Here is a 25,302-nt window from a genome sequence, read left to right as displayed (position 1 = left end):
CGTATGGAAACGATGAAAGCCGCCGAGGGGGCCATTAGCAAGTCCGCCCGTTCCAGGCAGAGCCTGTGGATCACGATTGGACGCGATCTTAAGCGCAACAAGCTTTTGTATTTAATGGTTTTGCCCGTCATTGCATATTACGTTATCTTTGATTACGGCCCGATGTACGGACTGCAAATCGCATTTAAAGACTATAGTCCCGGAGACGGCATCTGGGGCAGCTCGTGGGTCGGGTTCCAGCATTTCATTGATTTCTTCAATAGCTATTATTTCTGGAGGCTGATTCGTAATACGTTGCTGATCAACGTGTATGAGCTGATCTTCGGTTTTCCTGCACCGATCATCCTCGCGCTTTTGCTTAACGAATTGCGCAGGCAATATTTTAAGCGAATCGTTCAGACCATTACCTATTTGCCGCATTTTATATCCGTTGTCGTCGTTGTCGGCATGCTGGTGGATTTTTTGGCGAGAGACGGGATTGTGAACCAATTGGCTGCCTTCTTCGGGGTGGCTTCCAAGTCTTATCTGTCCGAGCCGGAGTGGTTTCGCTTTATTTATGTGTCGTCCGGCATTTGGCAGCAGGTCGGATGGGGCTCCATCATTTATTTGGCGGCGCTGTCGAATATCGATCCCACCTTGTATGAAGCTGCCAAGGTCGACGGAGCGGGCCGCTGGAAGCAAATGATTCACATCACCATTCCAGGCATTATGCCTACCATCATCATTTTGTTAATACTGAAGATGGGGTCGATGATGTCCGTCGGCAGCGAGAAAATTTTGTTGATGTACAATCCGCTGACCTACGATACAGCCGACGTCATTTCCACCTTCGTCTACCGCAAGGGGATACTGGAAGCAAGCTACAGCTACACGACAGCCGTAGGTCTGTTTAACGCCGTTATTGCTTTTTCCCTGCTTATCCTCTCCAACAGCATAAGCAAGCGGGTAAGCGAGACTAAACTATGGTAATGGGGGGAACAGCAGAATGGACAAACCGACTCTCGGCGAAAAAACGTTTGACGTATTGAACGCATGTTTTATGATTGTTCTATGTTTTTTGACGCTATATCCGTTTTTGTTCGTTGCATTTTCTTCCCTGAGTGATCCCGGGCTGCTCGCACAGCACCGCGGCTTGCTATGGAAACCATACGGATTTAGTCTGGATGCCTACAAAGCCGTGTTTGCGAACCCGAACATTTTGAGCGGTTACCGCAATACCCTGTTTTATGTCATTGTCGGAACCATTTTCAATCTGATCATGACGGCGCTCGGGGCGTATTTTCTTTCGAGAAGAAATGTATTTTTTAAGAACGCGGTCATGTTTATGATTGTGGTCACGATGTTTTTTCAGGGAGGACTTATTCCCACCTATCTTCTGGTCAGCAATCTGGGTCTTGTAGACACCCCATGGGCGATGATTATTCCCGGGGCCATCAATACATGGAATTTAATTATCATGCGGACCTCGTTCCAGGCGGTGCCGGTGAGTCTCGAAGAATCGGCGAAGATCGACGGGGCGAGCGAATGGACCGTGTTGTGGCGAATTATTCTGCCGCTGTCGATTCCCGTCATGGCCGTCATGGTTTTGTTTTATGCTGTGGCTCACTGGAACGCATGGTTCAATGCGATGATTTATTTGCGGGACCGCGATCTGTATCCGCTGCAGCTGATTCTGCGGGAAATTCTAATTACGAACAGCACGGACAACATGATGGTGGATGCGTCGGGCGTGGATAAAATGCCGATCGGAGAAGCGATCAAATACGCAACGATCATGGTTGCAACCGTTCCTATCCTGGTGCTGTATCCTTTCTTGCAAAAATATTTCGTCAAGGGGGTAATGATCGGAGCGCTGAAGGAATAAAAGCCGGGAAGCAGGAAAACGGGACCCACTTCCAGAATAAGATAGATACGGAGAACGAATCGGGAGAGGTGGGGTATGGTGCGAATCAAAAGCATATCTCGTGGGAGTGCCTTCACAACTCTTTTATTGTCTTATCTGGCCGTTTTTCTGCTTCCTATTGCATTAGGATCGATTCTATACACGAAAACCAATACGATTATGACCGATAATGCGAATCGGGCGAATTATGCCATGCTAGAGCAGCTCCGTCAAGTCATGGACAGCAAGCTCAGGGATGTCCAGCTTATGTCCCAGCAAATCGCGCTGAACCCCCGCCTGCAATGGCTTATGAATAATGCGGAGACGGCGGACTCTGCCGATGCGTACAAATTCGTGGAATTCGTCTCGGAGCATATGTCGCGCTACCAAAATGTAAGCGATCTCATTCAAGGCTACTACGTTTATCTTGGGGTGAATGATACGGTCTTGATGCCGACAGCCAAAACTTCGGCGGACGTGCTCTATGAACGGTTGTACCGGCCGGTGGGAACCAGCTTTGAAGCCTGGCGCAACGGGCTGATCAGCAGTCCGCATTACCAGGACTTTATCCCGGTCACCTATGATACGCCCACCGGCACGCTGGATACCATTACGTATATCCAGACATTGCCGCTTGGCGAGCCGAGCGATATCCGCGGAGCGCTTGTTATTTTGCTGGATGTGAATCAAATTCGCAGCATGCTGTCCAAAGTCGAATCAGCATACCAAAGCTCGGTATTCATCCTGGACCGGAAAGATCGTCTAATGATCGGAAACGATCGTCAAGCCCTGCCCTGGGACCAAATCCGTGACGTCGTCCAGTACAAAGGCGTACCTTACGAGTATAAGGACCATGGCAAGGAGATGATGCTGTCTTATACCGCCTCGGAACAAAATGGCTGGAAATACGTCCATATCATGCCCAAGAATGTGTATCTGGAGCGGGTCTATACGCTGAGAAATTGGATGATCACATTGCTCTTGATCTGTCTGGCCGGCGGCGGAGCGGCGATCTGGTTCTGGCTGCACCGCAATTACACACCGCTGCGTAACGTAGTACGCGTGCTGCAGAACGGGAAGCCGCTGCGAACGAAGCAGCCGTCCAATGAGTATGAGTTTATTCGGGAAACCATTCAAATGACCATGGATGAAGAGCGTGAGCTTCGGAAGACATTGTCCCGCCAAACCCCGGTCATCCAGGCAAGCTTTCTGTCTCGTTTTATTCGCGGGCATGTTGACGTAAGCCGAATGACCGATGAATCGCTTGCGTTTATGAATATCCGGTTTATTTCCGATTTATTTGCCGTGATTTTAATCGACATCGCCGATATCAGCCGGTTTAGTGCGGATTCGTCGGAACGGCAGTGGGCTTTGATTCGTTTTATTATTTCCAACATAGGCAACGATTTGATTCGCGAGAGAGAATGGGGGTATGCGGTGGAGCTGGACCAGCACCGTGTAGCCCTGCTTGTTAACTTCTCGGAAGCGCGCAGAGCAGAAGCGGATCAGGCGCTCGACGACATCGCAGCCAGGCTCAAGCAGATGATGGAGGAACGGTTTCATACGTATATCACCCTCGCCATAGGGAATATGCATGAAGGGACGGAGCACGCATGCGAATCCTACTTCGAAGCGCTCAGTGCGCTGGATTATAAAATGTACAGGGGCCACAGTTCCATTATCCGCTACAGGGAAATTTCGGACACGGACGGTCACTATTATTACCCAATCGAAACGGAGATTCAGCTTATCAACTTCACCAAAAGCGGCGACAAAGAGAATGTCAGCAGGCTTATCGACAATCTGTTTCATGCGCACTTCAGCCAGCGGCGGATCTCTCCTGAACTGGGAAGGAATTTCTTTATTAATATGGTCAGCACCTTATGGAAAATCATGAATCCGATGGAGCCGCTGTATCACGAGGTATTCGGCGAAGGGTTCGATCCGCTGAAGGAATTATCCTCGTGCACGACCGTGGAGGAGATGAAGCTCAAGATCAGAGAGTGGTATCTCGCTCTGTGCCAGCATTTGAATGCGGGACGCAGTCATCACGGCCGACAGCTCTCAGAACGAATCACCCGCTATATCGAAGAGCACTATGGGGACGATATGCTCAGCTTGACGACCATTGCGGATCACTTTGGCTTAACGCCGCAATATTTATCCGCTTTTTTCAAGAAACAAACGGGAATGAACCTGACGGATTATTTAACGAGAGTCCGTATTGAGGAAGCCAAGAAGCTGATGAAGGATAAAAAGCTGACCTTTACGCAAATTGCGAACAAAGTCGGCTATGCCAGCGATATTGGGTTCATACGGGTATTTAAAAAGTATGAAGGAACGACTCCGGGCAAATACCGGGAGTCCTTATAAGGCGAACGTTATGAAACATGCGATAAGTCGAGATAGAAAAGCTTGAGCAATCAGGCTTTTATTTTTTTTGCGGTTCGAGTGCTTAATTAGGGATTTCCAATATGTAGAGATGTGCTATAATCTAATTAGACAATAATCTAATTAGATACTATTGCGCGGAAGGAGTTGGTTCCATGAGCACAACGATTTATCTGGTTCGACATGCAAAAAAGGAGAAGGGGATCGGGGATGTTCCTTTGACTTTTGAGGGAGTTAAGCAGGCGCAGATGACGGCAAGCCATTTTCGCAGTATGTCGATAACAAAGCTCCTATGCAGCCCGCTCGCAAGAGCCAAGCAAACCGCTCAATGTATTGCTGAGGGAATAATCCTACCGGTGATAGAGGATATTCGCTTACGGGAAAGAGCCAACTGGGGGGACTTGCCCGGGCAATCATTTGAGGAATTCGCAGCTATGTGGGATCATTGTACGAAGGATAGAGATTTTATCCCAGCGATTGGGGATTCGGCGAAGATCGCGGGTGAACGCCTAAGTTCATTTCTAGTAGAAATGTCCATTGAGTTTCCACAGGGTCCTATTATTGCGGTCACGCACGGAGGATTGATAACCGATTTCTTGGTGCATGTATGTTCTCAGATAGAGCTGAATCAATGGCATCCTCATTTTCTTAAAGAGCAGAGCAAGCTTGTGTCTGAGTGCTCCATTACCAAATTGATTTGTAGAGACGGGACCTTTCAGCTTGTTGATTTTGCAAACGTATCTCATTTGGAATAATTTTTTTCTAGCAGGATTGTTATTGGAAATTAGTGTGGAAAAGGCGGAGACTCCCACCCTATGTGTTAAAATGGAGGCGGTAATATTGGCAATTCACCCTAGGAATGGAGAGAAGGACGAATGACCAAGCGGCGTTTTCGCGATTATGGCTTCTCTGTCGGCAAGCTTCCGACGGGAAGGCTTAACAGTATAACCGATGTGCCCGGCGTTGCCGTCGGACATGTGACTTTGAACAAGAATCTGGAGGGCAATTGCGTTAGGACGGGAGTGACTGCGATTTTACCGCATCCGGGGAATCCGTTTCGGGAAAAGGCAGTTGGCGCGGCCTATGTCATCAATGGCTTCGGCAAAACGACGGGACTGGTGCAGGTCAATGAGCTGGGTACGCTGGAATCCCCGATTATGCTGACCAATACGTTCAGTGTCCCTGCAGCGACGGAAGGCGCGCTGAAATTCATGATGGAGCTGGACGAGGGGATTGGCGGCCAGGATGGTTCGCTGAATGTCGTTACCGGCGAATGCAATGACAAGCTGTTAAATGATATGAAAGGCCTGCATGTGCGGCCCGAGCATGCTATGGAGGCTATTCGGCAAGCGAAAGCAGGGCAACCTGTTGCGGAAGGAGCGGTCGGAGCCGGTACCGGCATGGTGTGCTTCGGGTATAAAGGCGGTATCGGCACCTCTTCCAGACAAATAACGGTAGACGGTATTGTTTATCATATCGGGGTGCTGGTTCTTACCAATTATGGAAAGGGCGAGGACCTTACAATACTTGGAAAGCCGGTCGGGGCATTCCTTAATCAACCAATGATAGAAGGCGGGAATAATGACGGTTCGATCATTATCGTGGTAGGTACTGACCTTCCGTTAGACTCCCGCCAGTTGCAAAGAATTGCTAAAAGAGCGGGCATCGGTCTGGCGCGAACAGGCTCCATCGCTCATCATGGCAGCGGGGACATCGTGATCGCATTCAGCAACGGCACCCTTATACCGCATTCGCCGGATACGGGGTTCATCACTTTGAAATGCATTCGCGAAGACGGGCCGCTGATGTCCGAATGTTTTCGCGCAGCTGCAGACGCAACGGAGGAAGCGATCTATAACTCCTTATTCATGGCGGAAACGACAACAGGCCGTGGAGGGAGTGTGGTTCACTCTCTGCCTGTTGAGGACGTGCTGGCTTATCTCCGTTCAAGGTGAACACCTGAATCGTGAATTCATTCATCATACAAAAGTCAAAAAGTCCTCCTTGATGCCGAAATGCGCATGAAGGGGGACTTTTCTTTTGAAATTGCAAGTATCTGTCAGTAAAGGGTAGGAATTGGCGGACATGCGACAGCATCGATCAACCTTGGATCTATCCCGTAAAACATCCAAAAGGCGCCGTTCCATCTATAGCCGGAAATTTCGCCGTATTCCACGCGGGTAGGATAGAACCAAAATTGGTCCCCGTTAAGAAGCCAAACATAGGTGTACTCATGAATACAGTCGATTACATAAGAAACAGAAGGCTTTGGGGGAATGTACGCGGGCGGAGGTGATTGCGGCTGCCTCATCAATCCCTGGGAACTCCACAGCGGTGTATACATCATGGTAATCCTCTCCCTTTAATCGAATAACAGAATCCATCCATCTTCTTTTAAAGTACGTAGGTGAATGACTATATGTTTGTGCGGATGCCTATATCATCTTTTTGAATCGTACAGCATGGCACTTCACGATTAAGATTTAAGACAAGCTTCGGTTGACAGCCGCTTGCAAGTAACGATGCAGCAAGGCAAAGTCCATCTCATTGCTTCGAACAGCCTTGCGGAATTTGGCTGGTGTAATGTTCATCAGGTCGGAGAACACCTTGCTGAAATAATGCACCGTTTCGAAACCGACCTCCGAAGAGATATCCTCCATGTTGATGTCGGTATAGACTAGCAGATAGGCGGCTCTTTTGATGCGTTCATTGCGAATCCACGAAGGAAACGTAAGCCCGAGCTGCTCGGACAGAAGACGGGATAGCTGCCTCTCCGATAAGTGAATTTCCTGAGCCAATTCCTTAAGCGTCAATTTCCGGGAAAGATGGCTGAGCATATAATCTTTCGCTTCCTTTAGCGCACCCGAATAAACAGGCTCGGCTTCCTGCTCTGCCGTAACCGTGCCGCCGTGCCGGGAGAACATGGACAGAGCTGTCAGGAGCAGTGAGTGGGCGAGCTTTTCGGCAGCTAAAGGATGATCGACGGTTTCTCCTGAGCAATAAGCAATGAGCGCTTTCCAGGTCAGTACAGGGGCGGATTGCTCCGCATCGGCTATAAACAAATGATGAAACTGGTTCAGCTTATCGAAACTGCTTATTACATCTGGATCGGAAGCTTCCTCTAAAACATCAAAGGCGACGAACAGCAGCAGCATGCCGGACTCGCTTACGATATGATGGGAGCTGTTAGGCTTGGAGCAGTACAGAGTTCCTTTATGAAGGGGATAGGTAATGCCGTTATGTACATAAGATCCGGATCCATCTGCTACATAGCAAATTTCAAAAAAAGAATGGGCATGAGGCGTATTACCGCGATGACTTGGTTTGCCTCCCCAATAATGTATAAAGAAGGAGGCGGGGGGACCCTGAAGTCTCGTAACATGCTCGTTTAAATATAGACTGCTTTTTTGGCATGAGGCTGTGCTAGGGACCATGCGCTTCCTCCTTTTATATTGTTTCCTTGAAATTCTAAATGAAAGGGTTTTCCCAACCGCCTCATTATATCACGAAAAGTGCAAAAATAAGGCGTGATTTTGAAAAGACAGCTGTTCTCCCAGCCCCTATACTGAAAAAGAATAAACGAGGAAAAAGGAAGGGCGGGTAGTCAATGAACATGAACCATAGCTCCAAAAAAGTACCTACCGGTATACTAGGCTTTCCGGTTGCACCGATGGATCAAAGCGGAAGACTGGACGAGAAGGCCTTTGAACAAAATGTAGAATTTCTGCTTCAAGAGGGACTCTCTGCAATTTTCGTAGCTTGCGGCTCCGGAGAATTTCATGCTCTGTCCCATCAGGATTACCGGCTCATGGTTGAGACGGCGCTTTCGGCTGCCCGAGGGAGGGTCCCTGTATATACCGGCGTAGGCGGCAACATCACTCATGCGATAGAGCTGGCCAAGCTGTCTGAGGAGCTGGGCGCGGACGGCTATCTGATCCTTCCTCCTTATTTGATTGATGCGGAGCAGGAGGGGCTGTACCGGTATTTAAACGCCATTATCGGGAGCACGGAGCTGAACGCTATTGTATATCAGCGGGATAACTGTATCCTGACGTTAAGTACACTGGAACGGCTGCTCGAGCACCCTCAGCTGGTCGGGTTGAAGGATGGGCACGGGAGTATGGACCTGAATATCGAACTGACACAGACCATAGGCAGCCGATTGGCTTGGCTGAACGGAATGCCCATGGCCGAGGTGACGATGCCGGCTTATGTGAATTTGGGCTTCAGCGCCTATTCGTCGGCCATATCGAACTATATTCCGCATATTTCACGGCTGTTTTATAACGCGCTGCTAAATGGCAATCAATCCATGCTGAATGATCTGTACCGTCATGTTATATTGCCGATCAATGCGATCCGCCGTCAAAGAAAAGGCTATGCGGTAGCCTTGATCAAAGCCGGCATGCAAATCGTCGGACTGCCGGTTGGGACTGATGTTCGTCCTCCGATTATCTCTGTGGAAGAAGAACATTACCGGAAGCTGGAGGAAATCATTAAGGTAGCGTTCGACCGGTTCCCTGAGCCTAGGAAGGAGGTTAACCCCCAAGCATGAGCACATCACAGGCTAGTCCGACTTATTTGAATTTTATTGGCGGGAAGTGGATTCCCTCCCATACAGGGGAAATAGATGCCAGCCTAAACCCGGCCCGTAAACACGAAGTGGTTGGGTATGTACAGCAATCCTCGCTGGAGGATCTCAATCAGGCTGTACAGGCTGCGGCTGATGCTCAAAAGGCGTGGAGGCAATTGGCTGGAAGCGTTAGAGGAGATTATCTGTACAAAGCCGCGTCCCTTTTAGAGCAAAGGCTGGATGAGGTAGCGACGGTGATGACCAAGGAAATGGGCAAGACGTTCGCCGAAGCCAAAGGCGAAACGGCCCGCGGGGCAGCTATTCTTCGCTATTATGCGGGCGAGGGGATGCGCCCTGTTGGAGATGTGATTCCATCCACGGATAGTGAAGCCCTCATGTTCACGACCCGAGTGCCGTTAGGCGTAGTAGGTATTATTACACCTTGGAATTTCCCGGTCGCGATTCCGCTATGGAAGATGGCGCCCGCCCTAGTCTACGGCAATACGGTAGTCATCAAGCCTGCGTCGGAGACGGGGGTGACCTGCTCCCTGCTGATGGAATGCTTCGAGGAAGCAGGTTTGCCTCCCGGTGTCGTCAATATGGTAACCGGCTCCGGCAGCGTTATCGGCCGAGGCATCGCGGAGCATTCTGGAATCCAGGGAATATCGTTCACCGGCTCCAATTCGGTTGGCAAATCGATAGGTCAGGCTGCACTTGCCCGCGGAGCGAAATATCAGCTTGAAATGGGCGGCAAAAATCCGGTGATCGTAGCGGAGGACGCTAACCTTGAGCTGGCAGTGGAGGCTACGGTGAGCGGCGGCCTTCGATCCACAGGACAAAAATGTACGGCTACGAGCCGGGTTATCGTACATGAGGAAATCTATGAACCGTTCAAGCGGCTGCTTTTGAATCGGATCAAGGAGATCCGGGTCGGGGATGGCATGCTTGATGGGGTGTGGATGGGACCTTGCGCAAATGAACGGCAGCATCGAACGGTTCTTGCTTATATCCGTAAGGGAATTGAAGAGGGAGCGAAGCTGCTGTGCGGCGGGGGACAGACCCAAGCCGATGATTTCGCCGGCGGTTACTTTATTGAACCTACAGTATTCGAGAATGTCACTGCTAACATGACGATTGCCCGGGAGGAGATCTTTGGCCCTGTGCTTGCCCTGATGAAGGTTGAGAGTATCGAAGAAGCACTGCAGTTGGCTAATGACGCCGAATTCGGGCTTAGCGCATCCATATTTACGTCGAATATCGGGTCCATGCTTCAGTTTATTCAAGAGATGGACGCCGGCCTTGTACGAATCAACGCGGAAAGTGCCGGGGTGGAACTTCAGGCTCCGTTCGGCGGCATGAAGCAGTCGAGCTCTCATTCCCGCGAGCAGGGACGTGCGGCGATCGAGTTTTTTACGGCAGTCAAAACCGTGTTCGTCAAATCATGACGAGGAGGCTAAGTTATGAAGCTTGAATCCTTGCATTCATCGCCCCATTCTTCACCCGTCATTACGGACATGCTGGTAATCCCCGTTGCCGGACGGGACAGCATGCTGCTGAATCTGAGCGGGGCTCATGGGCCGTTTTTTACCCGCAATATCGTCATCCTTAAAGACAGTGCTGGGCATACAGGGGTAGGTGAGGTGCCTGGAGGGGAACGTATCCGTCAGACCTTGGAAGACGCCAAGCCGCTTGTAGTCGGGCAGTCCATCGGAGGCTACAATAATGTCTTGAGAGAGGTTAAGCGCAGGTTTGCCGATCGCGATGCCGGAGGCAGAGGGCTTCAAACCTTTGATCTGCGCATAGCCATCCATGCCGTAACAGCGCTGGAGGCTGCGCTTCTGGATCTTCTGGGGCAGTTCCTGAATGTCCCGGTCGCTGCGCTTCTCGGTGACGGTCAGCAGAGGGAAGACGTAGAGATGCTCGGTTATTTGTTCTATATCGGGGATCGCCGTAAAACTGATCTGCCATATACTGACGATCCCGATGCCAAGGACGGCTGGTTCCGGCTTCGTCATGAGGAAGCGCTCACAGGTGAAGCGATAGTGCAGCTTGCCGAGGCGGCACATGCCCGATACGGCTTCAACGATTTCAAGCTGAAGGGCGGTGTCCTCTCCGGGGAAGAGGAGATGGAAGCCGTTGAGCTGCTTGCCCGGAGGTTTCCGAATGCGCGTATAACACTGGATCCTAACGGAGCCTGGTCATTAGAAGAAGCAATCCGGTTATGTAAAGGCAAGAGAGATATTTTAGCTTATGCCGAGGATCCCTGCGGCGCTGAGAATGGATATAGCGGCCGTGAGGTGCTGTCAGAATTCCGTCGTGCGACAGGGCTTCCGACGGCGACGAATATGATCGCCTGCGACTGGCGGGAGATGGGTCATGCCGTACAGCTCCGCTCGGTTGATATTCCTCTGGCGGACCCGCATTTCTGGACGATGCAGGGCTCTGTCCGTGTTGCACAAATGTGCAGTGATTGGGGCCTCACCTGGGGCTCGCATTCCAATAATCACTTTGACATTTCACTTGCGATGTTTACTCATGTAGCTGCTGCCGCTCCGGGAGAGATAACAGCGATCGATACGCATTGGATATGGCAGGACGGACAGCATGTAACAAAGGACCCGCTCCAAATTGTCGGGGGACGCGTTCAAGTTCCGGATAAGCCCGGACTTGGTATTGAGCCCGATGTGGAGCAAATCGAAGAGGCTCACAGGCTGTACACCCGAATGAGTCTTGGAGCGCGCGATGATGCAGCCGCCATGCAGTACTTAATACCAGGATGGACTTTCGATCCTAAGCGTCCTTGCCTGCTGCGTTAAGAGGATACGGTAGGTTACTGCTTACCCCACTAAGGCCCACTTAGTGGGGTTCATTTCATGGATTCATGAAATCTTATCTGCAAAAATAGACTCTCGCACAAAGAAATATGGACGCCAGTCCATTCTTAATCCCGGCGAATGAATACCATAGGTAGATCAAGAGTGAAAATATGGTATTTTATGGAGATTGGGAGGTAACGGTAGTGAGGCGCAATCCAGCCCGTAAGCAAAAACATCAACCTCTTTTAAAAAAACGAATGAAGCTGAAGGCATCTAAGAAAAAAATAAAGCTGTGTATTCGAAGACCTAAACGAAAAGTCGAGAAGAAGGATCCAAAAAGAAAACTTTCGCGAACCTGCCGCTGGATATACCGTTTACCGGGGGGAAGGGGATCACGCGGACCGCAAGGTGAGCAAGGGCCGCAAGGGCTACCGGGGCTTCCCGGACCGCAAGGCGAACAAGGGCCGCAAGGGCTACCGGGGCCTCACGGACCGCAAGGCGAACGAGGGCCGCAAGGGCTACCGGGAGCTCCTGGACCGCAAGGCGAACGAGGGCCACAAGGGCTACCGGGAGCTCCGGGCCCTCAAGGGCCGCAGGGAATACCAGGACCTCCCGGTCCGCAGGGCGAACAAGGGCTGCAGGGCATACCGGGCCCTCAAGGCCTACAAGGGATTCAGGGAGAACCTGGGCCGGCAGGACCTCCGGGGCCGCTCCCGGAAATAACCATCATCCCGGCAGCATCCAGGTACTACTATCTGGTTGAGTCCGACTTGTCTTCGACAGAGCCAATAGAGATCCCGGCTGAGCTGTTTACGAACGACGCTGGCGAGCCCGCTGCTCTTTTTCTAGGGATAGGCCCTAGCAGCTATAACAGTTTATTTATCAACGGCATTTTGCAAACGAGCGACGTATACAGCCTCAGTCCTACTACATTGACTCTTAATACCAGCGACACAACGATCTACCGCGGAACTCCCATTATACTGGAAATTATTCAGTTATCAGCCGTAGTTACTTATAAGGAGATAAAAACAAATCGGTAAGGATTACATCCCGGCAGCGTCGGTATCCCACCTATTCCCTTGCGCATTTTTCAATATGGGTTTCGCAGCTATCGCTGCTTTTTCGTATTATTAGGTTAGCCGGAACTATCTGGCTGGCCTTTTTTGTTTGTGCATAACAGTATCCATTGAGACATCATGTCAGAAATGGAGAAGCCGGGAGAGAGTTTTCTCTTTTTGACACTACAAGGTCACATTCCTCGCGCTTAGTTAGTTATACATAGAGAAGACTTCACTAAATGAACCCGATGGAAAGGAGGTCTGTAACCATGGAGATTAAGAAACACATCGACCAGGTTCTTCAAGGTCATCCGGATGCGTTCGAGTGGGTCGTTCGGAGGTATCAGAGGAATATAGCGGCATACTGTTACTTTATGCTTGGAAATCGGCAGGAGGCGGAGGACGCTGCGCAAGAGGTTTTCTTCAAAGCATACAGGAATTTGGCGAGCTATCGTCACGCCAATGATGACTTGTTCCTGGCATGGCTGTATAAGATTGCCGGGAATCATTGCAGAACCCTGATCCAAAGAAAAAAGAAATGGAAGCTCCTCATGCCGCTATTTGGAATTGCTCGTAACGAGAAGAGCGCTGAGCAAATAGTTTCCGACCGGGGCGATATGGACTTGCAGTGGCTCGAGGGTTTAAACGCGGCAGAAAAGGAGATTTTGGCTCTGCGGGTCATTGAAGATCGGTCGTTTCAAGAAATTTCAGAGCTGCTGGGAATCAGTTCATCTACGGTACGTAAGAGATTCGAGCGCCTAAAGAAAAAATTGAAAAGAAACAGAGAGCAATGGGAGGATACGGGATATGGACAACGATTCGAGTGTTAACCATCTGATTCGCAGAATGAGAGAGACAGCATGGACTGAGGCCGATCTCACCGATAGAGTCATGCAGCAAGTTTATGCCTTTCATAAAGCTCAAGGTCTGCAAAAGCGCAATCGGCTTAAAGTAATGCCAGTGTGGGTTGCCTGCGTTTTGTTGTTTGCTGCCGCCGCTTCCGTCAGCGCTGCCACTATATTTCACGCTTCCTGGAACGGAGTACAAATCAATATCCTTCACAATGGGGGGCATGAGGCTTCACATACTGAGAAGAATGCAGTCTCCTATAGGTACAAGCTCGAAGCGGCTTTATCCCGATCGACAGCAATCTGGAAGACAGTATCCACGGAAGAGGCAGAGAACCAATGGGCCTACTCCCTGTTAAGACCGCAAGCGAGTCCGTTCACTCTTGTCCAATCATTTGGAGTGGTTCCATTAGATAATAACTATCGTGTCAAGTCAGCAGATGAATGGTGGCTGGGCGGATTTTATGATCTATACCAATGGGAGCAACAGGATATTGTCGTAAGACAACAGTTGGACGGCGATATGACGAAAGCTTTGAAGGATGGAGAGCTGACGATGTCCATAACCTATCAGGATGCACCATGGGAGAATGTTGAAGCTGACAATGATACACTAGCCATGTTTACGGCAAATGAGTATGAGAACTTGCTAGTTATAAAGTACAAAACGGCGGATCGAAAAGTCATTTCATTGGAAATTACAGGTGACCTTTCGAAAGAAGATTTGCTAAAGCTTGCGAAGACCTACATGGTGAAATAATCCATTAAGATCCGGATCCTCCATAGCAGGAGGAACATACGGTGGAGAATCAAGCGAATTCATTTGTACCAAGGAAAGGTTATATCCATTTACATCCAATGGCGCTTGGGATATTATAATACGTAAATCGATAAAACCGTAATATACATTGAGTTGTTAATTCATGTATTACTAAAAGGAGCATTCATCTCATGAATAGAGACTATGGCGCTGAATTGGATGAGTTGAAGCAGCAGATGTCCGAGCTAAAAAGCTTGCTTAGGAAGATGAACGGCTTTGAGGAAAAGTTCCCCGTAATAGAAGGGGCCGACAGCGCTTCATCCTGCTCCATTTATTACTCCGGATTCTATCGTAGTGGAGAACAGATCGTGCGATGCGAGCCCCAGGAAAAAAAAGCCGAAGAGCTGTTCGGACTTCAGTCAGGCAAGGCAGCCAAGATATTGTCTGCGCTCGGACACAAGCAAAGACTGGACCTGCTCCTTGAAGTATGGAACGAGCCCTTGACCGGTGCGGAGCTGGTCGAACGGCTGAACATGGGAACAACGGGACAGCTGTATCACCATTTGAAAGCTTTGACCGGCGCTGATTTGTTGAAACAGGAGGAGCGCGGCGGGCGTTATACGATTCCGGCTCACCGCCGGATGCCGATTCTCCTTCTGTTATCAGCCGTTTCGGAATTAATAGATACCGGCGATTATATCGAAATGACGGAAGCGCGAAATGAAGCGCATAATTATTTGGGCCGTTCTTCAATGGAAGGCTATGACCTTCATCAGCTTCTATGGGCCGTCCTCAGTAATTCAATTCAGGAGCATCAGGCGGGCTATTGCTCCGAGGTAGGCATTTACTTACATGATGACGGAAGAGTCACCGTTGCGGATAACGGACGGGGGATTCCCATCCGGCTGCTTCCGCAAACCGGACAGCCGGCGGTCCAATCCATGATGACCAAGCTGGACATGTTCAGCGATCCCAAGCTATCGTTTGTCGCCTCTGGTGCGGAGAAAGGAATCAGCATAGCGGTTGTCAATGCATTATCACGCACGCTAAGCGTAGAAGTTCGAAGGGACGGGGAAATTAACCGTCAGGAATACCGTCACGGCATTCCACAATCCGGGCTCATGACGGTGGGGAGAACGAACGAGACCGGTATAACCGTTACATTCTTGCCCGATCCGGAGCTGTTTGCAGGCCGGTTTGACAAAGAAATCATCGAAGCCAGGATTCAAGAATGGGGCGAACAATTCCCAGAGCTGAAATTCGACATTCGGGCTGCTTATGAAACCCAATAGAACGCAGATCAAAAATTGCCCAGCCCAATGAAAGCATATTGTGCTTGGGAAAACAGAAAAAGACGGGAAAAGATGAATCCTTCCCCGTCTTTTTGTCAACTTTCTACGCTCCCATAAAGTAACCGGGATTATCTCAGACGATTAACTCTATCAAATAGGTGCGGTTATTTGGTGTAAACCTCAAACTCATTGACATTGGCTTCGCCGGTTCCCGATAAGATGAGCAGCCGGATGTATCTGGCCGTGACCGGGTTGAAGGTGATCGTCTTGGATGAACCGATAGTCGTGCCGCTTATTATATCTGCAAAGCTGTTCCCGTCATTCGATGACTGCAGCTTGAAGGAAGCGATTCCTGCATGCGTGGTTTCGCTAATAATGACTTTGCTGTAGGGCTGGCTGGCGCCCAGATCGACCCGCAGCCACTCTCCTGCGATTAACCCTTTAGCGGATGCCCAGCGCGTGCTTGTCGTCCCGTCAACCGCCTTGCCTGCGGAATACGTACTGCTCCACTCCGAGGAAGCGAGAGCGGATTTTCCAGCTGCCAGATTCACCCCTACGCTTGCAGAAGGACCCACATCGGAAGCGGTTAATGGCTGAATGACGATAGCCGAGGTCGTATATTGATCAGCGCCCGTATCGATAAGAGAGGATCTTGTTTGACCGTCCATATCATGGGTTATAAAAGAAGTATAGCTCGTATTGGCATATTGAATCGCGGGGCTGCTCGCAGAAAGCTTCTGCAATCCGTTTACCGTTGTGAACAACGGATCCGTCATCCAAAATTCGCTTTGCGGTGCCGTTGTTCCGAGAGTTCCTTGAGCTATGTTTTTCGAAAATACTGTATTGGATGCAAGCCGCTTATTGAGCAGGGAGGATGCAGAGCCTTTGATGATATTGTTGGCGAACACGCTGTCCACAGGCGGCAGATTGCTTCCATGTCCGACAATGACCGGTCGATTGTTGGCGTTAACTATGGTATTGTTCACTACCATGGCGCGGAATACTTGAGCATGGGCAAAGCCTGAGTCCGTATATGCATCACCGCCGCCGATCAGGATTGGATACTCGGAGGCTCCGTCGATATAGTTGTTGTAGACCTTATGGTCTTTTTCATATACTTTGATGCCGCCGGCTCCGGACTTGCCGCCCTGAAGCATAAAATTGCCGTAAATCGAGTTTTTGTTGCCCGCACGGGAGGAGAGCATACCGGAGGAGGTCTTGATCGTATTGAAGCGAACTGTATTATTGGAGGACTTGATGGTCACAATTTCAGCGTCACCGTCGCAGTTTTCAAAGAGATTGTACTCGACGGTCATGTAAGTATCCTGATAATCTCCGGCCATTCCGGCGCAGCCCAGGCAGATGGTTTCCAGACCATTACTGTTGTCGTGAAAGTAATTATGATCGATTTGCGTATATCGGGGCATATTGGGATTATAGGGAGATTGGTAATTCGCCCAGTTGGTACGGTCCGTTGGATTCGTTACGCCGGCTATAGTCTGGTATCCGACCGCCATGATGTAGTGTCCGCCTACGGCTGCAGGGCCAAAATCACTATAATCTACGCGATTATTGCTGCTATTGCCGGCTATTAATACCCATTCGGTTGTCCCTGTAACATTGAGCTGGAACGTGGAGCGGGTAATCCGGTTGTTATTTCCTTCGATTAAGACCCCGACGTTGCGGTTTTTGCCGTCAACCGTTTTGGTACCGCCGCTTGTTGTTACTTTGATGCCATTAAGCGTCGTATAATTAGCCCCCTGAAGATGGATAACTCCGGAGTTGAACACCGCTTTCCCTTGATTGGCCGCCTTGATTTCAATAGGAGAGGCAGCCGTTCCTTGTGTAGTAATCGTGAGGCCTGAATAACTTCCATCAGCCAAAACGATAATATCCCCCGGATTTGCGGCCGTTAAGGCCGATGCAAGCTGGGAATCATTGCTTACATTTATCGTTGCGGCATGCGCCTTTGGAGAGAAGACCAGCCATATAGCAAATAATAACGGCACCATCCCTGCGATTAGTAAGCTTGATGTTCTCAAATGACTAGTGTGAATCGTTGTTCTCATTACCATTCTCCTTTTTGTGTTTAGATGAAATTATTGTTTGCTGTAAGCGAATACAAAGGTTGGTTTCCTCCTTTCCAATGAAGCTAAACTCATCATAAAACAAGGAGAATAACGGATAAATGTTCCACAATAACAATTTTTTGGTTGAAAATCATGTTTTACAATAGGAGAAGGGTTCAGAGTTTTTTTATTAAAACAAGCAGGTCAAACATCTTGCAAAAATTGGAAAAGACATCTACCATTGGATTAGGTGAACGAGATCATAGAGGAGGCATGCGGAATGAAAGAAAATAAGATTAGAGAAATTAGAGCAGCCGATTATCGTGATATTTACTTGCTGAATCAGGATTTTAACCCCAACTTGAGAGCGTTTTCCGAAGACAAAGTAAAAGAAAAAATCCACATTATTATGGAGAAAACCAAAGATGTCGTTTTGGTTTACGAGGAAAATAACCAGGTGATAGGATACATTCATGGAAGTCCCTATGAATTGCTTTTCTCGGAATCCTTGGTCAATGTCTTGGGCTTTGTGGTGAAAGAAGAGTATAGGAAACAGGGGATTGGCAGCATGCTGATAGAGCAGCTTGAACAGTGGGCAGAGAAGAACGGATTTTTCGGGATTAAGCTGTTATCTCATCCAAGCAGAGTACAAGCCCATAGAATATATGAACGACGCGGCTATGTATTTACCAAGGATCAAAAAAATTACATTAAAAAGTTCCATCAAACCTAATGCCCCGCACTATAGAAAAAAACCGGCTTCCACAGGCGCTCTTGCCTTGAAGGAAGCCGATTCTTGCATAGCTTATAACGAAACGAACTCTCTGCTTAAGCTGTTCAATCGCTCGCAGCCCTTGTCTGTCACAAGCACCATATCCTCGATCATGATGGAGCCAAGACCGTGGCCGTAATAAGGCGTTTCCAGACAAATCACCATCCCGGGCTGAAACACGGTGGTTTCAGAAGGACCCAGAAAGGGGCCTTCCTCAGCGGCGAGACTGAGTCCGGCACTGTGGCCGAGATGCCCCCGGTTGTAATTGTCCAGGCCGTAGGACCGGATCAGCTCCATGGCCTCGTGGAACGCCGTCTGCATCGGCAAGCCCGGCTCGATCATTTGCAGGAGATGGTCGTGGCCGCGTTTTAATGCTCCATAGATGCGTTTCATTACATCTGACGGAGGTCCGAGTACAAAGGTACGGGCGATATCCGAGCCATAACCGGCGACTTCCACGCCGACATCCAATTTGATCAGATCACCGGGTTTGCTTGGAGTTGTATCAAATACCTGTACCGGGGCAAATCTTTCTCCAACGGATATCATATGAAAGCGGGCGTTAGAGCCATCCGGGAAGTTCATGATGCCTCTGCGGAAGGCAGCAACGAGATCGGCGGAGGACATTCCCGGCTTGAATTCGTTAATAGCGGCGACGATGCCCTCCTCGGCATAACCGCAAGCCTTGCGAAGCTGTTCGATTTCCCATGGGGTTTTGATCGCCCGTAATTTTGTAAATATCGGACCGGCTTCTACCAGCTCCGCAATACCGGGGCAGGCTTGGCGGAGAGCGGCAACGGATGGATGTCGCATTGCATTTAGCTCGAAGGCGATTTTCCCTTTAGATGCCCCGTAGTTTTCCAGAACCTGCTGCAGCACTTTAAACATTTCGTCGACTTGCGGGGAGACAGGCCGTTTGCCTTCGAATTTTCCTCCGTGAAGACCAAGCGGATCATCTACATCCACCCAGGTCGGGTATGTCCAAATTTCCAAATGAGAATCGGGTGCTACGCCGGCAGCTTCAAAATCGTTCATAATCAGGACCGTTTTGCGGCTGGGATCCCGAAACCACACTGCCAATGCCACATCCGACATGCGAAGCGTATACATAAAGGCACTTTGGTGGCCGGATACATAATAAAAGTTCTCAGGACTCGAGGCAACAATAGCGTCGATTCCCTCTTCTTCCATATAGGAGCGGGCCCGCTCTGTGATGATTCTTGTATGGTTAGGATCTATGGTAACCACAGTTTCAACTCCTTCGGATTAGGCTGACCTTTCTCCGTTACTCATCTTCGGATTCCAGCGCCATCTGCCGCAAAAATTTGCGTGCGCGTTCCGTTTGGGGATGGGCAAAAAAGGATTCAGGAGTCCCTTCCTCCTGAATGATTCCCTCGCTCATAAAAATAACTCGATTGGCCACCTCTTGAGCGAATTTCATCTCATGCGTGACGACAATCATCGTCATTCCTTCTTGGGCAAGCTGCCTCATCACCAGCAGTACCTCTCCGGTCAACTCAGGGTCCAGAGCTGAGGTCGGCTCATCGAACAGCATAATCTGCGGCTGCATTGCTAAAGCGCGGGCGATCGCCACCCGCTGCTGCTGGCCGCCAGACAGCCGGGAAGGGTATTCATTCTTCTTCTCAGCCAAGCCTACTTTGCCTAGCAGCGATTCGGCCAGCTCGACGGCCTGCGGCTTAGGCATATTTTTCACCGTCATGGGCGCGGTTATTACATTTTCCAATACGGTAAGGTGGGGGAAGAGGTTGAAGGACTGAAACACCATCCCCGTTAAGCCGCGTATCTCGCGGATAGCATTCTTCTTCTCCGAGCTGTTCATGGAGGCATCCAGCAGGACGCTGCCGACCTGAATCGTTCCGGAATTGGCTTCCTCCAACCCGTTCAAGCAGCGGAGCAGGGTGCTTTTGCCGGAACCGCTTGGACCCAGGAGCACGACAATTTCCTTGGATTTTACGTTTAAATGAATATCCTTCAGTACAGTCAAGCTATCGAAACGTTTACTAAGATTTGCAACTTCTATCAAGCTCACTCACACCCTTAATAAGCCTTGGATAATTTTTTCTCGATCCGGTCCAGAATATTGGAGAAGAACATGCTCATAATCCAATACATGAGGGCGATGGCAATGTAAAAAGGCATAGCGACATAGTATTGGGCTATAAGCAGCTGAGCCGAGCGCAGAAGCTCGGTAACTGTCACTATGGATACAAGCGAAGTTTCCTTCAGCATGCCAATGAACGTATTCCCCATAGGAGGTATGGCCACCCTCGCAGCCTGCGGGAGAATGATTTTGCGCATCGTCTGCCATGGGGACAGACCTAACGATAGTGCGGCCTCCGTTTGTCCCTTGGGTACGGACAGGATAGCCCCTCTGAATGTTTCGGATAAATAGGCGCCGATATTGATGCTAAGTGAAACATAGGCCGCTGTAAGCGGCCCAAGGGTAATCCCGTAATCGGGTAAACCAAAGTAGATGATAAAGATCTGCACAATAATCGGTGTCCCGCGGATAAGAGATACATAAGCTCTCGCTATATTGCTAATCAGCCAATTTCCCTTTAGACGCGCAACAGCGACAAGCAATGCAATGAAAAAACCGAAGAACATCGAGACGGCCGTGATTAAAAGGGTATAATATGCGCCTTTGAGAAGATAGCCTATGTTTTCTATAACAAGTTCCATGGATTACGGCCTCCCAAGGCAAATGACTTAAAAGCTAGGATCTACACCAAACCATTTTTGATGAATTTGTTTCAATGTTCCGTCGTCCTTCATATCGTTCAGAGCTTTGTTGACCGCGTCAAGCAGCTCCGGATTGTTTTTACGCATAGCCACACCGGCGAAGTCTTCCTTGATCGGCTCACCGACTGCTTTCATGTTCAGCTTGTTTTTATCGATAATCGGCTTTAAGGCAAACATGTTGTTGATCGTTGCGTCAATTCTGCCCGTATTCAAATCTGTGAGGGAAGTAATGACATCGTTATAGGTTGCGATCTCAAAGTTACCGACCTTCGGCATCACCGTATCGCGCAAATACTTCTCGTCATTCGTACCAAGACCTACACCGATCTTTTTGCCTTTAAAGTCTTCGATCGCTTTGATCGTATTATTATCGCCCTTAACGACGACATTCACCGAGTTCTTAATGTAAGGAATCGAGAAATCCATCGTTTTTTTACGGTCATCCGTGATGGTAACCTGGCTGATCAACACATCATATTTGTCTCTTTGCAGACCTTCGATCAGACCGGAAAATTCCCCGGTGATGAATTCAGCTTGAACGCCCAGCTTTTGCGCAATATTTTTCGCGATATCGGCGTCATAGCCGTCCACTTCTTTTTTATCGTTCAAGAAGTTGTAAGGAGCGTAAGTCCCCATCAAGCCCACTTTGATTTTGCCGTTTTTCTTGATTTGCTCAAGCTGGTTGCCGGCAGGCGCCACAGCAGCATTGTTGTTGCCCGGGGCCGGACTTGAAGCGGGCTGCTTGTCCGCCGTTTTTCCGCAGCCGACCAGTGCCAGACCGACGATAGCAACAAGTGAAACGGTTTTTAATAATGGTTTAACCTGAAATTTCATTTTGATGCACTCCTAAGTATTTTTTTATGGTTAGCCAAGTAATCCCCTGAATTCGAACCTAGCTGTTTCCTCGGCAATTTGCGATGGGGAATACGGGGAGTGATAATCCACGTCCTGCATAGGTCCGAATAACCACTTGGTCAAAACTCCAGTGATCAAAGAAACAAGAATGTTGACGCGAAGAGTAACGTCGGTGAACCGCGGAATCATTTCCAGCTCAATAGCCCGGTTCACATTTTTCTTGAACGCTTCCTCGAAGGCGACCCAGGTTTGCGATACCGCTTCCCGCACAGATGGATCGGCTCCTTGACCCTTGATAAGTAAAAACGCCATTAAAGCTCTATTCTCATGACCGAATTCGAATAAGTCCGTCAGCAGCCTTGCAGAGGAATGAATCATATCGTCCACCGATCCTGCGTGCTTACGGTAGCCCTGTTCGATCACCTTCGTGAGCTTCGTTGTGCCGTCCTCGATCAGCCGGATCGCCACCTGCTCTTTACTCTCGAAGTACCAATAGAATGTTCCCTGGGATACTCCCGAAGCCTTTACAATGTCGGAAATCTTCGTATTATGGTATCCCTTGCGGGCGAATAATTCCATAGCGGCTCTCATTAATATCTGCTCCCGCTGCTGTTCTTCATTCAAGGATGAGGCCAGAATAATAAACTCCTTTCTTCTTAACTGACGAGTCAGTTAAGTTAATTCCGATGGGCTTACTATAGTATTAAAATGGCTCATCGTCAAGCTTTAATTTATTTTGCACAAGATAGTGACGGATTATGTTGATAGTGGGATGCGGGATGTTGCAGAGGAAGTAGATTGGCAACACAGAGAACCTTCTAACCCTGCCAAATAGGGTTCCGGAGGTTCGAAGCCCGTTAGGTAAAAGGTCACGACTGAAATTAGACGGCCTTAATGAAGCCACCTTTTTCGCAGTAAAGCAATAGATAGCAGAATAATGGGGAGGACTAACAAGACAGTGTATTTAAAAAAGATCTCTGTTGTTGAAATAAATGTTATCAATGTACTCAGGTTAGGTGCAACCCAGACAGCATTCATAGCAATTAGCATTCCCATGGGAAACACAATTGGACGATAATCGCTAAGTCCCAGCCATTGGGCGCAGCCGAGCACAAGGGAGTAGTACCAGACGGAGGTTTGTACAAATCCGGCCATGATCCAGAACATCATCACCAATGATTCAAGGTGGCTAAGGAAGCCGGCAGGATTGCTGAATCGAATCGCTGTATAAACGGGGTAGGTGAGGCGGCTTGTTAATTTATCATCAAAAAGGAACAGACACGTAAGGTTCGTTACGACGAAAATCAACATCAATGCAGTTACAGAAATGTTTCCCCATAGCAATCCTTTGCCGTTTGCTTTTCCCAGAAAGGGAAGCAGGAAGGAAATTAAAAAAAATTGGACGAACCAGGAGTGAGGTATTATTGAACCTTCCAGAGAAGGGGTCAACCCAAATTCCAGCACCGGCAATATATGATTGGGCCTCAGATCAGGAATTAGCGAGACTACTACGACCAAGAATATAACAACACATATGGGAAAAAACACCTGTGAGCATCTGGCCAAAACTTCAAGGCCGCCTCTCACACCAAGGCTGCAGGTGATTACCAAGCTCCACATGACAACAATAAGAGGCGTTCGTTGGAGGAAGGCACCCACAATAAACTCCCCATATTCCCTTACAACACCTCCGCAGCTATGCAGTAAAAAGAACAAAACAAAAAGTCCTGATATCTTTCCTAGCCACCGGCCCAGGATGGCTTCGCTATACTCAATGATGCTCTTGTTAGGATAAAGCTTTTCTAGCTGAAACGCTATGTAAATGGTTAAAAAACCGCTGATAGAGCCCCAAACAGGGGACATCCACATATCACGTTCCGCATGCTTCGCAGTAATAGAAGGTACGGTAAGAATGCCGGTTGCCCCTACGAGTAATAAAGTCAATATCCCCAGCTGACTAGCCGAAATTTTCCCTTTTTCAATCATTCGGTTATTGTCTCCATGCGTTTTGTTACCATTATTTCCAAAACAACGTAAAATACAACAGGACACACACAAGGTTCGGGCAAATCCAAAAATGAATACACTATGAAAAATGAAGGATGATGGATGTGAAAGCACAAGAGTTCATAAACCTGCTGGCACCGATTGCTGTTTCAGAACAACGCCGAACCGGTGTTCTGGCTTCTATCACATTAGCCCAAGGGGCCTTAGAGAGTGCTTGGGGATCTTCAGCTCCCGGCAATAATTTATTTGGCATCAAAGGAACGGGGCAGGAGTTAAGCACCAAGGAGTATGTGAACGGAAAATTTATAGATACTATCACCGGATTCAGAAGCTATACGGATTGGGAAGGAAGTGTGACCGACCATAGCAATTTCCTGATCGAGAATCCCCGATATGCAGAGGCCGGGTTCTTCATTTGCTGCGCGTCCTTGGATTATGCCGGGGCTGCCCGAAGCTTGCAGATAGCAGGATATGCAACAGATCCCGGATACGCAGATAAGTTGATTCAAATCATCAAGAGCTATGGTTTGGACCGGTACGATAGGTTAGAGGAGGATGAGGACAATATGCCGATGAAATTGGAACAATGGCAGTGGGACATTCTCTATGAGGTTTTAGGTAAGGCCTATAACGATGGGCAGCTCAATTGGAGCTGGATGCAAAAAATTGTAGACAAATCTATGACGGCTGCCGAGCTAGCTTTTCTGAACACAATACTTGATGGACGGATTGATCGGAAGATGGATGTGTAAAAAATAATGCCCTTATCTCCTTGTTGGGATAAAGGGCTTTTTTCCGAAAAAGTAAATTAAATCTCTTCGACAAGGTCTCTATTTGCAAGCAATAAATATATTTTTTGATCGGTGGCAGTAATCATGACTCGGCCCTCGGAATCATAATCCATGTCTACTATATCGGAAGCCGTAAGAGTCTTTAGTTCGCGGGTTTGCAGATGTATAACCTGGTATTGCACGGGGTATCACACCTTTTCATGTTGTATTGTTAGCAGATTCCTGACATCGTTAAACCATGTTCAACAGTCTTCTAGAAGACTTATGTAAGCACTTCAAAGGTAATTATAACGGATGAATGATCATTACGGCGGCGGGAAGTTTTGGGAATCATTTATATGACACTTGTTGAATATATGAAGTCTATACAGGCTACCGTGAATAAGACCATCTAGACAAAAATGTTAAAGAATCGGGAGGAA

23 protein-coding genes are annotated in these 25,302 nt (G+C 48.8%); 15 read left to right on the top strand and 8 right to left on the bottom strand.

Features of this window, described 5'->3' with window-relative positions:
• Positions 1 to 12 precede the first annotated feature (12 nt).
• From B1728_RS18045 to B1728_RS18025, 5 genes are all read left to right on the top strand, one after another.
• Entirely contained in the window at positions 13 to 969 is a 957-nt protein-coding gene (locus tag B1728_RS18045; RefSeq protein ID WP_079911928.1) for an ABC transporter permease, read from the top strand.
• A gap of 16 nt (positions 970 to 985) precedes the next feature.
• The gene (locus B1728_RS18040) at positions 986 to 1,864 is read left to right on the top strand and encodes a carbohydrate ABC transporter permease (protein ID WP_079911711.1); all 879 of its coding nucleotides are present in this window, start codon (positions 986 to 988) and stop codon (positions 1,862 to 1,864) included.
• 75 nt (positions 1,865 to 1,939) lie between these two features.
• Positions 1,940 to 4,255: a helix-turn-helix domain-containing protein gene (locus B1728_RS18035; protein WP_079911709.1), complete on the top strand. Its 2,316-nt coding sequence runs from the start codon at positions 1,940 to 1,942 to the stop codon at positions 4,253 to 4,255.
• A gap of 173 nt (positions 4,256 to 4,428) precedes the next feature.
• On the top strand, positions 4,429 to 5,028 hold the full coding sequence (locus tag B1728_RS18030; protein ID WP_079911708.1) for a histidine phosphatase family protein: 600 nt from the start codon (positions 4,429 to 4,431) through the stop codon (positions 5,026 to 5,028).
• Between the two features lie 120 nt (positions 5,029 to 5,148).
• Positions 5,149 to 6,228, top strand: coding sequence for a DmpA family aminopeptidase (locus B1728_RS18025; RefSeq protein WP_079911707.1), 1,080 nt, complete (start codon positions 5,149 to 5,151; stop codon positions 6,226 to 6,228).
• A gap of 528 nt (positions 6,229 to 6,756) precedes the next feature.
• Here B1728_RS18025 and B1728_RS18015 read toward each other — a convergent pair.
• The gene (locus B1728_RS18015; protein ID WP_079911706.1) at positions 6,757 to 7,707 is read right to left on the bottom strand and encodes an AraC family transcriptional regulator; all 951 of its coding nucleotides are present in this window, start codon (positions 7,705 to 7,707) and stop codon (positions 6,757 to 6,759) included.
• A 179-nt stretch (positions 7,708 to 7,886) separates the two neighbouring features.
• Between B1728_RS18015 and kdgD the strand changes: the two genes are divergently transcribed.
• The 8 genes from kdgD (at position 7,887) to B1728_RS17980 (ending at position 15,623) form a co-directional block, all read left to right on the top strand.
• Positions 7,887 to 8,828 (top strand): 5-dehydro-4-deoxyglucarate dehydratase, encoded by a 942-nt coding sequence (kdgD, locus tag B1728_RS18010; protein ID WP_483310986.1) that lies wholly within the window; start codon positions 7,887 to 7,889, stop codon positions 8,826 to 8,828.
• Complete coding sequence (gene gucD / locus B1728_RS18005) at positions 8,825 to 10,291, top strand: alpha-ketoglutaric semialdehyde dehydrogenase GucD (protein ID WP_079911704.1); 1,467 nt, start codon at positions 8,825 to 8,827, stop codon at positions 10,289 to 10,291. The genes kdgD and gucD overlap by 4 nt, the downstream gene beginning before the upstream one ends.
• Positions 10,292 to 10,306: 15 nt before the next feature.
• The gene (gene gudD, locus B1728_RS18000) at positions 10,307 to 11,662 is read left to right on the top strand and encodes a glucarate dehydratase (RefSeq protein WP_079911702.1); all 1,356 of its coding nucleotides are present in this window, start codon (positions 10,307 to 10,309) and stop codon (positions 11,660 to 11,662) included.
• A gap of 408 nt (positions 11,663 to 12,070) precedes the next feature.
• Positions 12,071 to 12,385 carry a hypothetical protein gene (locus tag B1728_RS36855; RefSeq protein ID WP_256865406.1) on the top strand — a complete coding sequence of 105 codons (315 nt, stop codon included), beginning with the start codon at positions 12,071 to 12,073 and terminating at the stop codon, positions 12,383 to 12,385.
• 47 nt (positions 12,386 to 12,432) lie between these two features.
• The gene (locus tag B1728_RS36850; protein ID WP_256865405.1) at positions 12,433 to 12,705 is read left to right on the top strand and encodes a DUF4183 domain-containing protein; all 273 of its coding nucleotides are present in this window, start codon (positions 12,433 to 12,435) and stop codon (positions 12,703 to 12,705) included.
• Positions 12,706 to 12,992: 287 nt separating this feature from the next.
• Entirely contained in the window at positions 12,993 to 13,553 is a 561-nt protein-coding gene (locus B1728_RS17990; protein WP_179136070.1) for an RNA polymerase sigma factor, read from the top strand.
• Positions 13,531 to 14,331, top strand: coding sequence for a hypothetical protein (locus B1728_RS17985; protein WP_079911698.1), 801 nt, complete (start codon positions 13,531 to 13,533; stop codon positions 14,329 to 14,331). The genes B1728_RS17990 and B1728_RS17985 overlap by 23 nt, the downstream gene beginning before the upstream one ends.
• 191 nt (positions 14,332 to 14,522) lie before the next feature.
• Positions 14,523 to 15,623 (top strand): ATP-binding protein, encoded by a 1,101-nt coding sequence (locus B1728_RS17980; RefSeq protein ID WP_079911697.1) that lies wholly within the window; start codon positions 14,523 to 14,525, stop codon positions 15,621 to 15,623.
• A gap of 164 nt (positions 15,624 to 15,787) precedes the next feature.
• Here the strand turns inward: B1728_RS17980 and B1728_RS17975 are convergent, their stop codons facing one another.
• Positions 15,788 to 17,692, bottom strand: a complete 1,905-nt coding sequence (locus B1728_RS17975) for a chondroitinase-B domain-containing protein (protein WP_179136069.1) — start codon at positions 17,690 to 17,692, stop codon at positions 15,788 to 15,790.
• 280 nt (positions 17,693 to 17,972) lie between these two features.
• Here B1728_RS17975 and B1728_RS17970 point away from each other — a divergent pair, with 280 nt between their 5' ends.
• Positions 17,973 to 18,425, top strand: a complete 453-nt coding sequence (locus tag B1728_RS17970; protein WP_079911695.1) for a GNAT family N-acetyltransferase — start codon at positions 17,973 to 17,975, stop codon at positions 18,423 to 18,425.
• 72 nt (positions 18,426 to 18,497) lie between these two features.
• Here the strand turns inward: B1728_RS17970 and B1728_RS17965 are convergent, their stop codons facing one another.
• The 6 genes from B1728_RS17965 to B1728_RS17940 form a co-directional block, all read right to left on the bottom strand.
• Positions 18,498 to 19,712, bottom strand: coding sequence for a M24 family metallopeptidase (locus tag B1728_RS17965; protein WP_079911694.1), 1,215 nt, complete (start codon positions 19,710 to 19,712; stop codon positions 18,498 to 18,500).
• Positions 19,713 to 19,749: 37 nt separating this feature from the next.
• Positions 19,750 to 20,508, bottom strand: a complete 759-nt coding sequence (locus B1728_RS17960) for an amino acid ABC transporter ATP-binding protein (protein WP_079911692.1) — start codon at positions 20,506 to 20,508, stop codon at positions 19,750 to 19,752.
• 14 nt (positions 20,509 to 20,522) lie between these two features.
• Positions 20,523 to 21,167, bottom strand: a complete 645-nt coding sequence (locus B1728_RS17955; RefSeq protein WP_079911691.1) for an amino acid ABC transporter permease — start codon at positions 21,165 to 21,167, stop codon at positions 20,523 to 20,525.
• A 27-nt stretch (positions 21,168 to 21,194) separates the two neighbouring features.
• Entirely contained in the window at positions 21,195 to 22,061 is an 867-nt protein-coding gene (locus tag B1728_RS17950) for a transporter substrate-binding domain-containing protein (protein ID WP_079911690.1), read from the bottom strand.
• Positions 22,062 to 22,091: 30 nt separating this feature from the next.
• Positions 22,092 to 22,673 (bottom strand): TetR/AcrR family transcriptional regulator, encoded by a 582-nt coding sequence (locus tag B1728_RS17945; protein ID WP_079911689.1) that lies wholly within the window; start codon positions 22,671 to 22,673, stop codon positions 22,092 to 22,094.
• A 300-nt stretch (positions 22,674 to 22,973) separates the two neighbouring features.
• Positions 22,974 to 24,068, bottom strand: a complete 1,095-nt coding sequence (locus B1728_RS17940; protein ID WP_079911687.1) for a GerAB/ArcD/ProY family transporter — start codon at positions 24,066 to 24,068, stop codon at positions 22,974 to 22,976.
• 125 nt (positions 24,069 to 24,193) lie between these two features.
• Between B1728_RS17940 and B1728_RS17935 the strand changes: the two genes are divergently transcribed.
• Positions 24,194 to 24,841: a glycoside hydrolase family 73 protein gene (locus B1728_RS17935; protein WP_179136068.1), complete on the top strand. Its 648-nt coding sequence runs from the start codon at positions 24,194 to 24,196 to the stop codon at positions 24,839 to 24,841.
• The last annotated feature ends 461 nt before the right edge of the window (positions 24,842 to 25,302 follow it).

Source organism: Paenibacillus sp. 32352 (genome assembly GCF_002042965.1).
GTDB classification, from domain to species: Bacteria; Bacillota; Bacilli; order Paenibacillales; family NBRC-103111; genus Paenibacillus_S; species Paenibacillus_S vulneris.
The sequence above is the reverse complement of the archived record's forward strand: the minus strand, read 5'-3'. Positions and strand labels throughout refer to the sequence as shown.

Coding starts and splice junctions, on each gene's coding strand:
- B1728_RS17970 (WP_079911695.1), top strand. CDS start 17,973: ATGAAAGAAAATAAGATTAGAGAAATTAGAGCAGCCGATTATCGTGAT.
- B1728_RS18035 (WP_079911709.1), top strand. CDS start 1,940: ATGGTGCGAATCAAAAGCATATCTCGTGGGAGTGCCTTCACAACTCTT.
- B1728_RS17955 (WP_079911691.1), bottom strand. CDS start 21,167: ATGGAACTTGTTATAGAAAACATAGGCTATCTTCTCAAAGGCGCATAT.
- B1728_RS17940 (WP_079911687.1), bottom strand. CDS start 24,068: ATGATTGAAAAAGGGAAAATTTCGGCTAGTCAGCTGGGGATATTGACT.
- B1728_RS17945 (WP_079911689.1), bottom strand. CDS start 22,673: ATGAGAGCCGCTATGGAATTATTCGCCCGCAAGGGATACCATAATACG.
- B1728_RS17950 (WP_079911690.1), bottom strand. CDS start 22,061: ATGAAATTTCAGGTTAAACCATTATTAAAAACCGTTTCACTTGTTGCT.
- gudD (WP_079911702.1), top strand. CDS start 10,307: ATGAAGCTTGAATCCTTGCATTCATCGCCCCATTCTTCACCCGTCATT.
- B1728_RS17985 (WP_079911698.1), top strand. CDS start 13,531: ATGGACAACGATTCGAGTGTTAACCATCTGATTCGCAGAATGAGAGAG.
- gucD (WP_079911704.1), top strand. CDS start 8,825: ATGAGCACATCACAGGCTAGTCCGACTTATTTGAATTTTATTGGCGGG.
- B1728_RS18045 (WP_079911928.1), top strand. CDS start 13: ATGAAAGCCGCCGAGGGGGCCATTAGCAAGTCCGCCCGTTCCAGGCAG.
- B1728_RS17975 (WP_179136069.1), bottom strand. CDS start 17,692: ATGAGAACAACGATTCACACTAGTCATTTGAGAACATCAAGCTTACTA.
- B1728_RS18030 (WP_079911708.1), top strand. CDS start 4,429: ATGAGCACAACGATTTATCTGGTTCGACATGCAAAAAAGGAGAAGGGG.
- B1728_RS18015 (WP_079911706.1), bottom strand. CDS start 7,707: ATGGTCCCTAGCACAGCCTCATGCCAAAAAAGCAGTCTATATTTAAAC.
- B1728_RS18025 (WP_079911707.1), top strand. CDS start 5,149: ATGACCAAGCGGCGTTTTCGCGATTATGGCTTCTCTGTCGGCAAGCTT.
- B1728_RS18040 (WP_079911711.1), top strand. CDS start 986: ATGGACAAACCGACTCTCGGCGAAAAAACGTTTGACGTATTGAACGCA.
- B1728_RS17990 (WP_179136070.1), top strand. CDS start 12,993: ATGGAGATTAAGAAACACATCGACCAGGTTCTTCAAGGTCATCCGGAT.
- kdgD (WP_483310986.1), top strand. CDS start 7,887: ATGAACCATAGCTCCAAAAAAGTACCTACCGGTATACTAGGCTTTCCG.
- B1728_RS17980 (WP_079911697.1), top strand. CDS start 14,523: ATGAATAGAGACTATGGCGCTGAATTGGATGAGTTGAAGCAGCAGATG.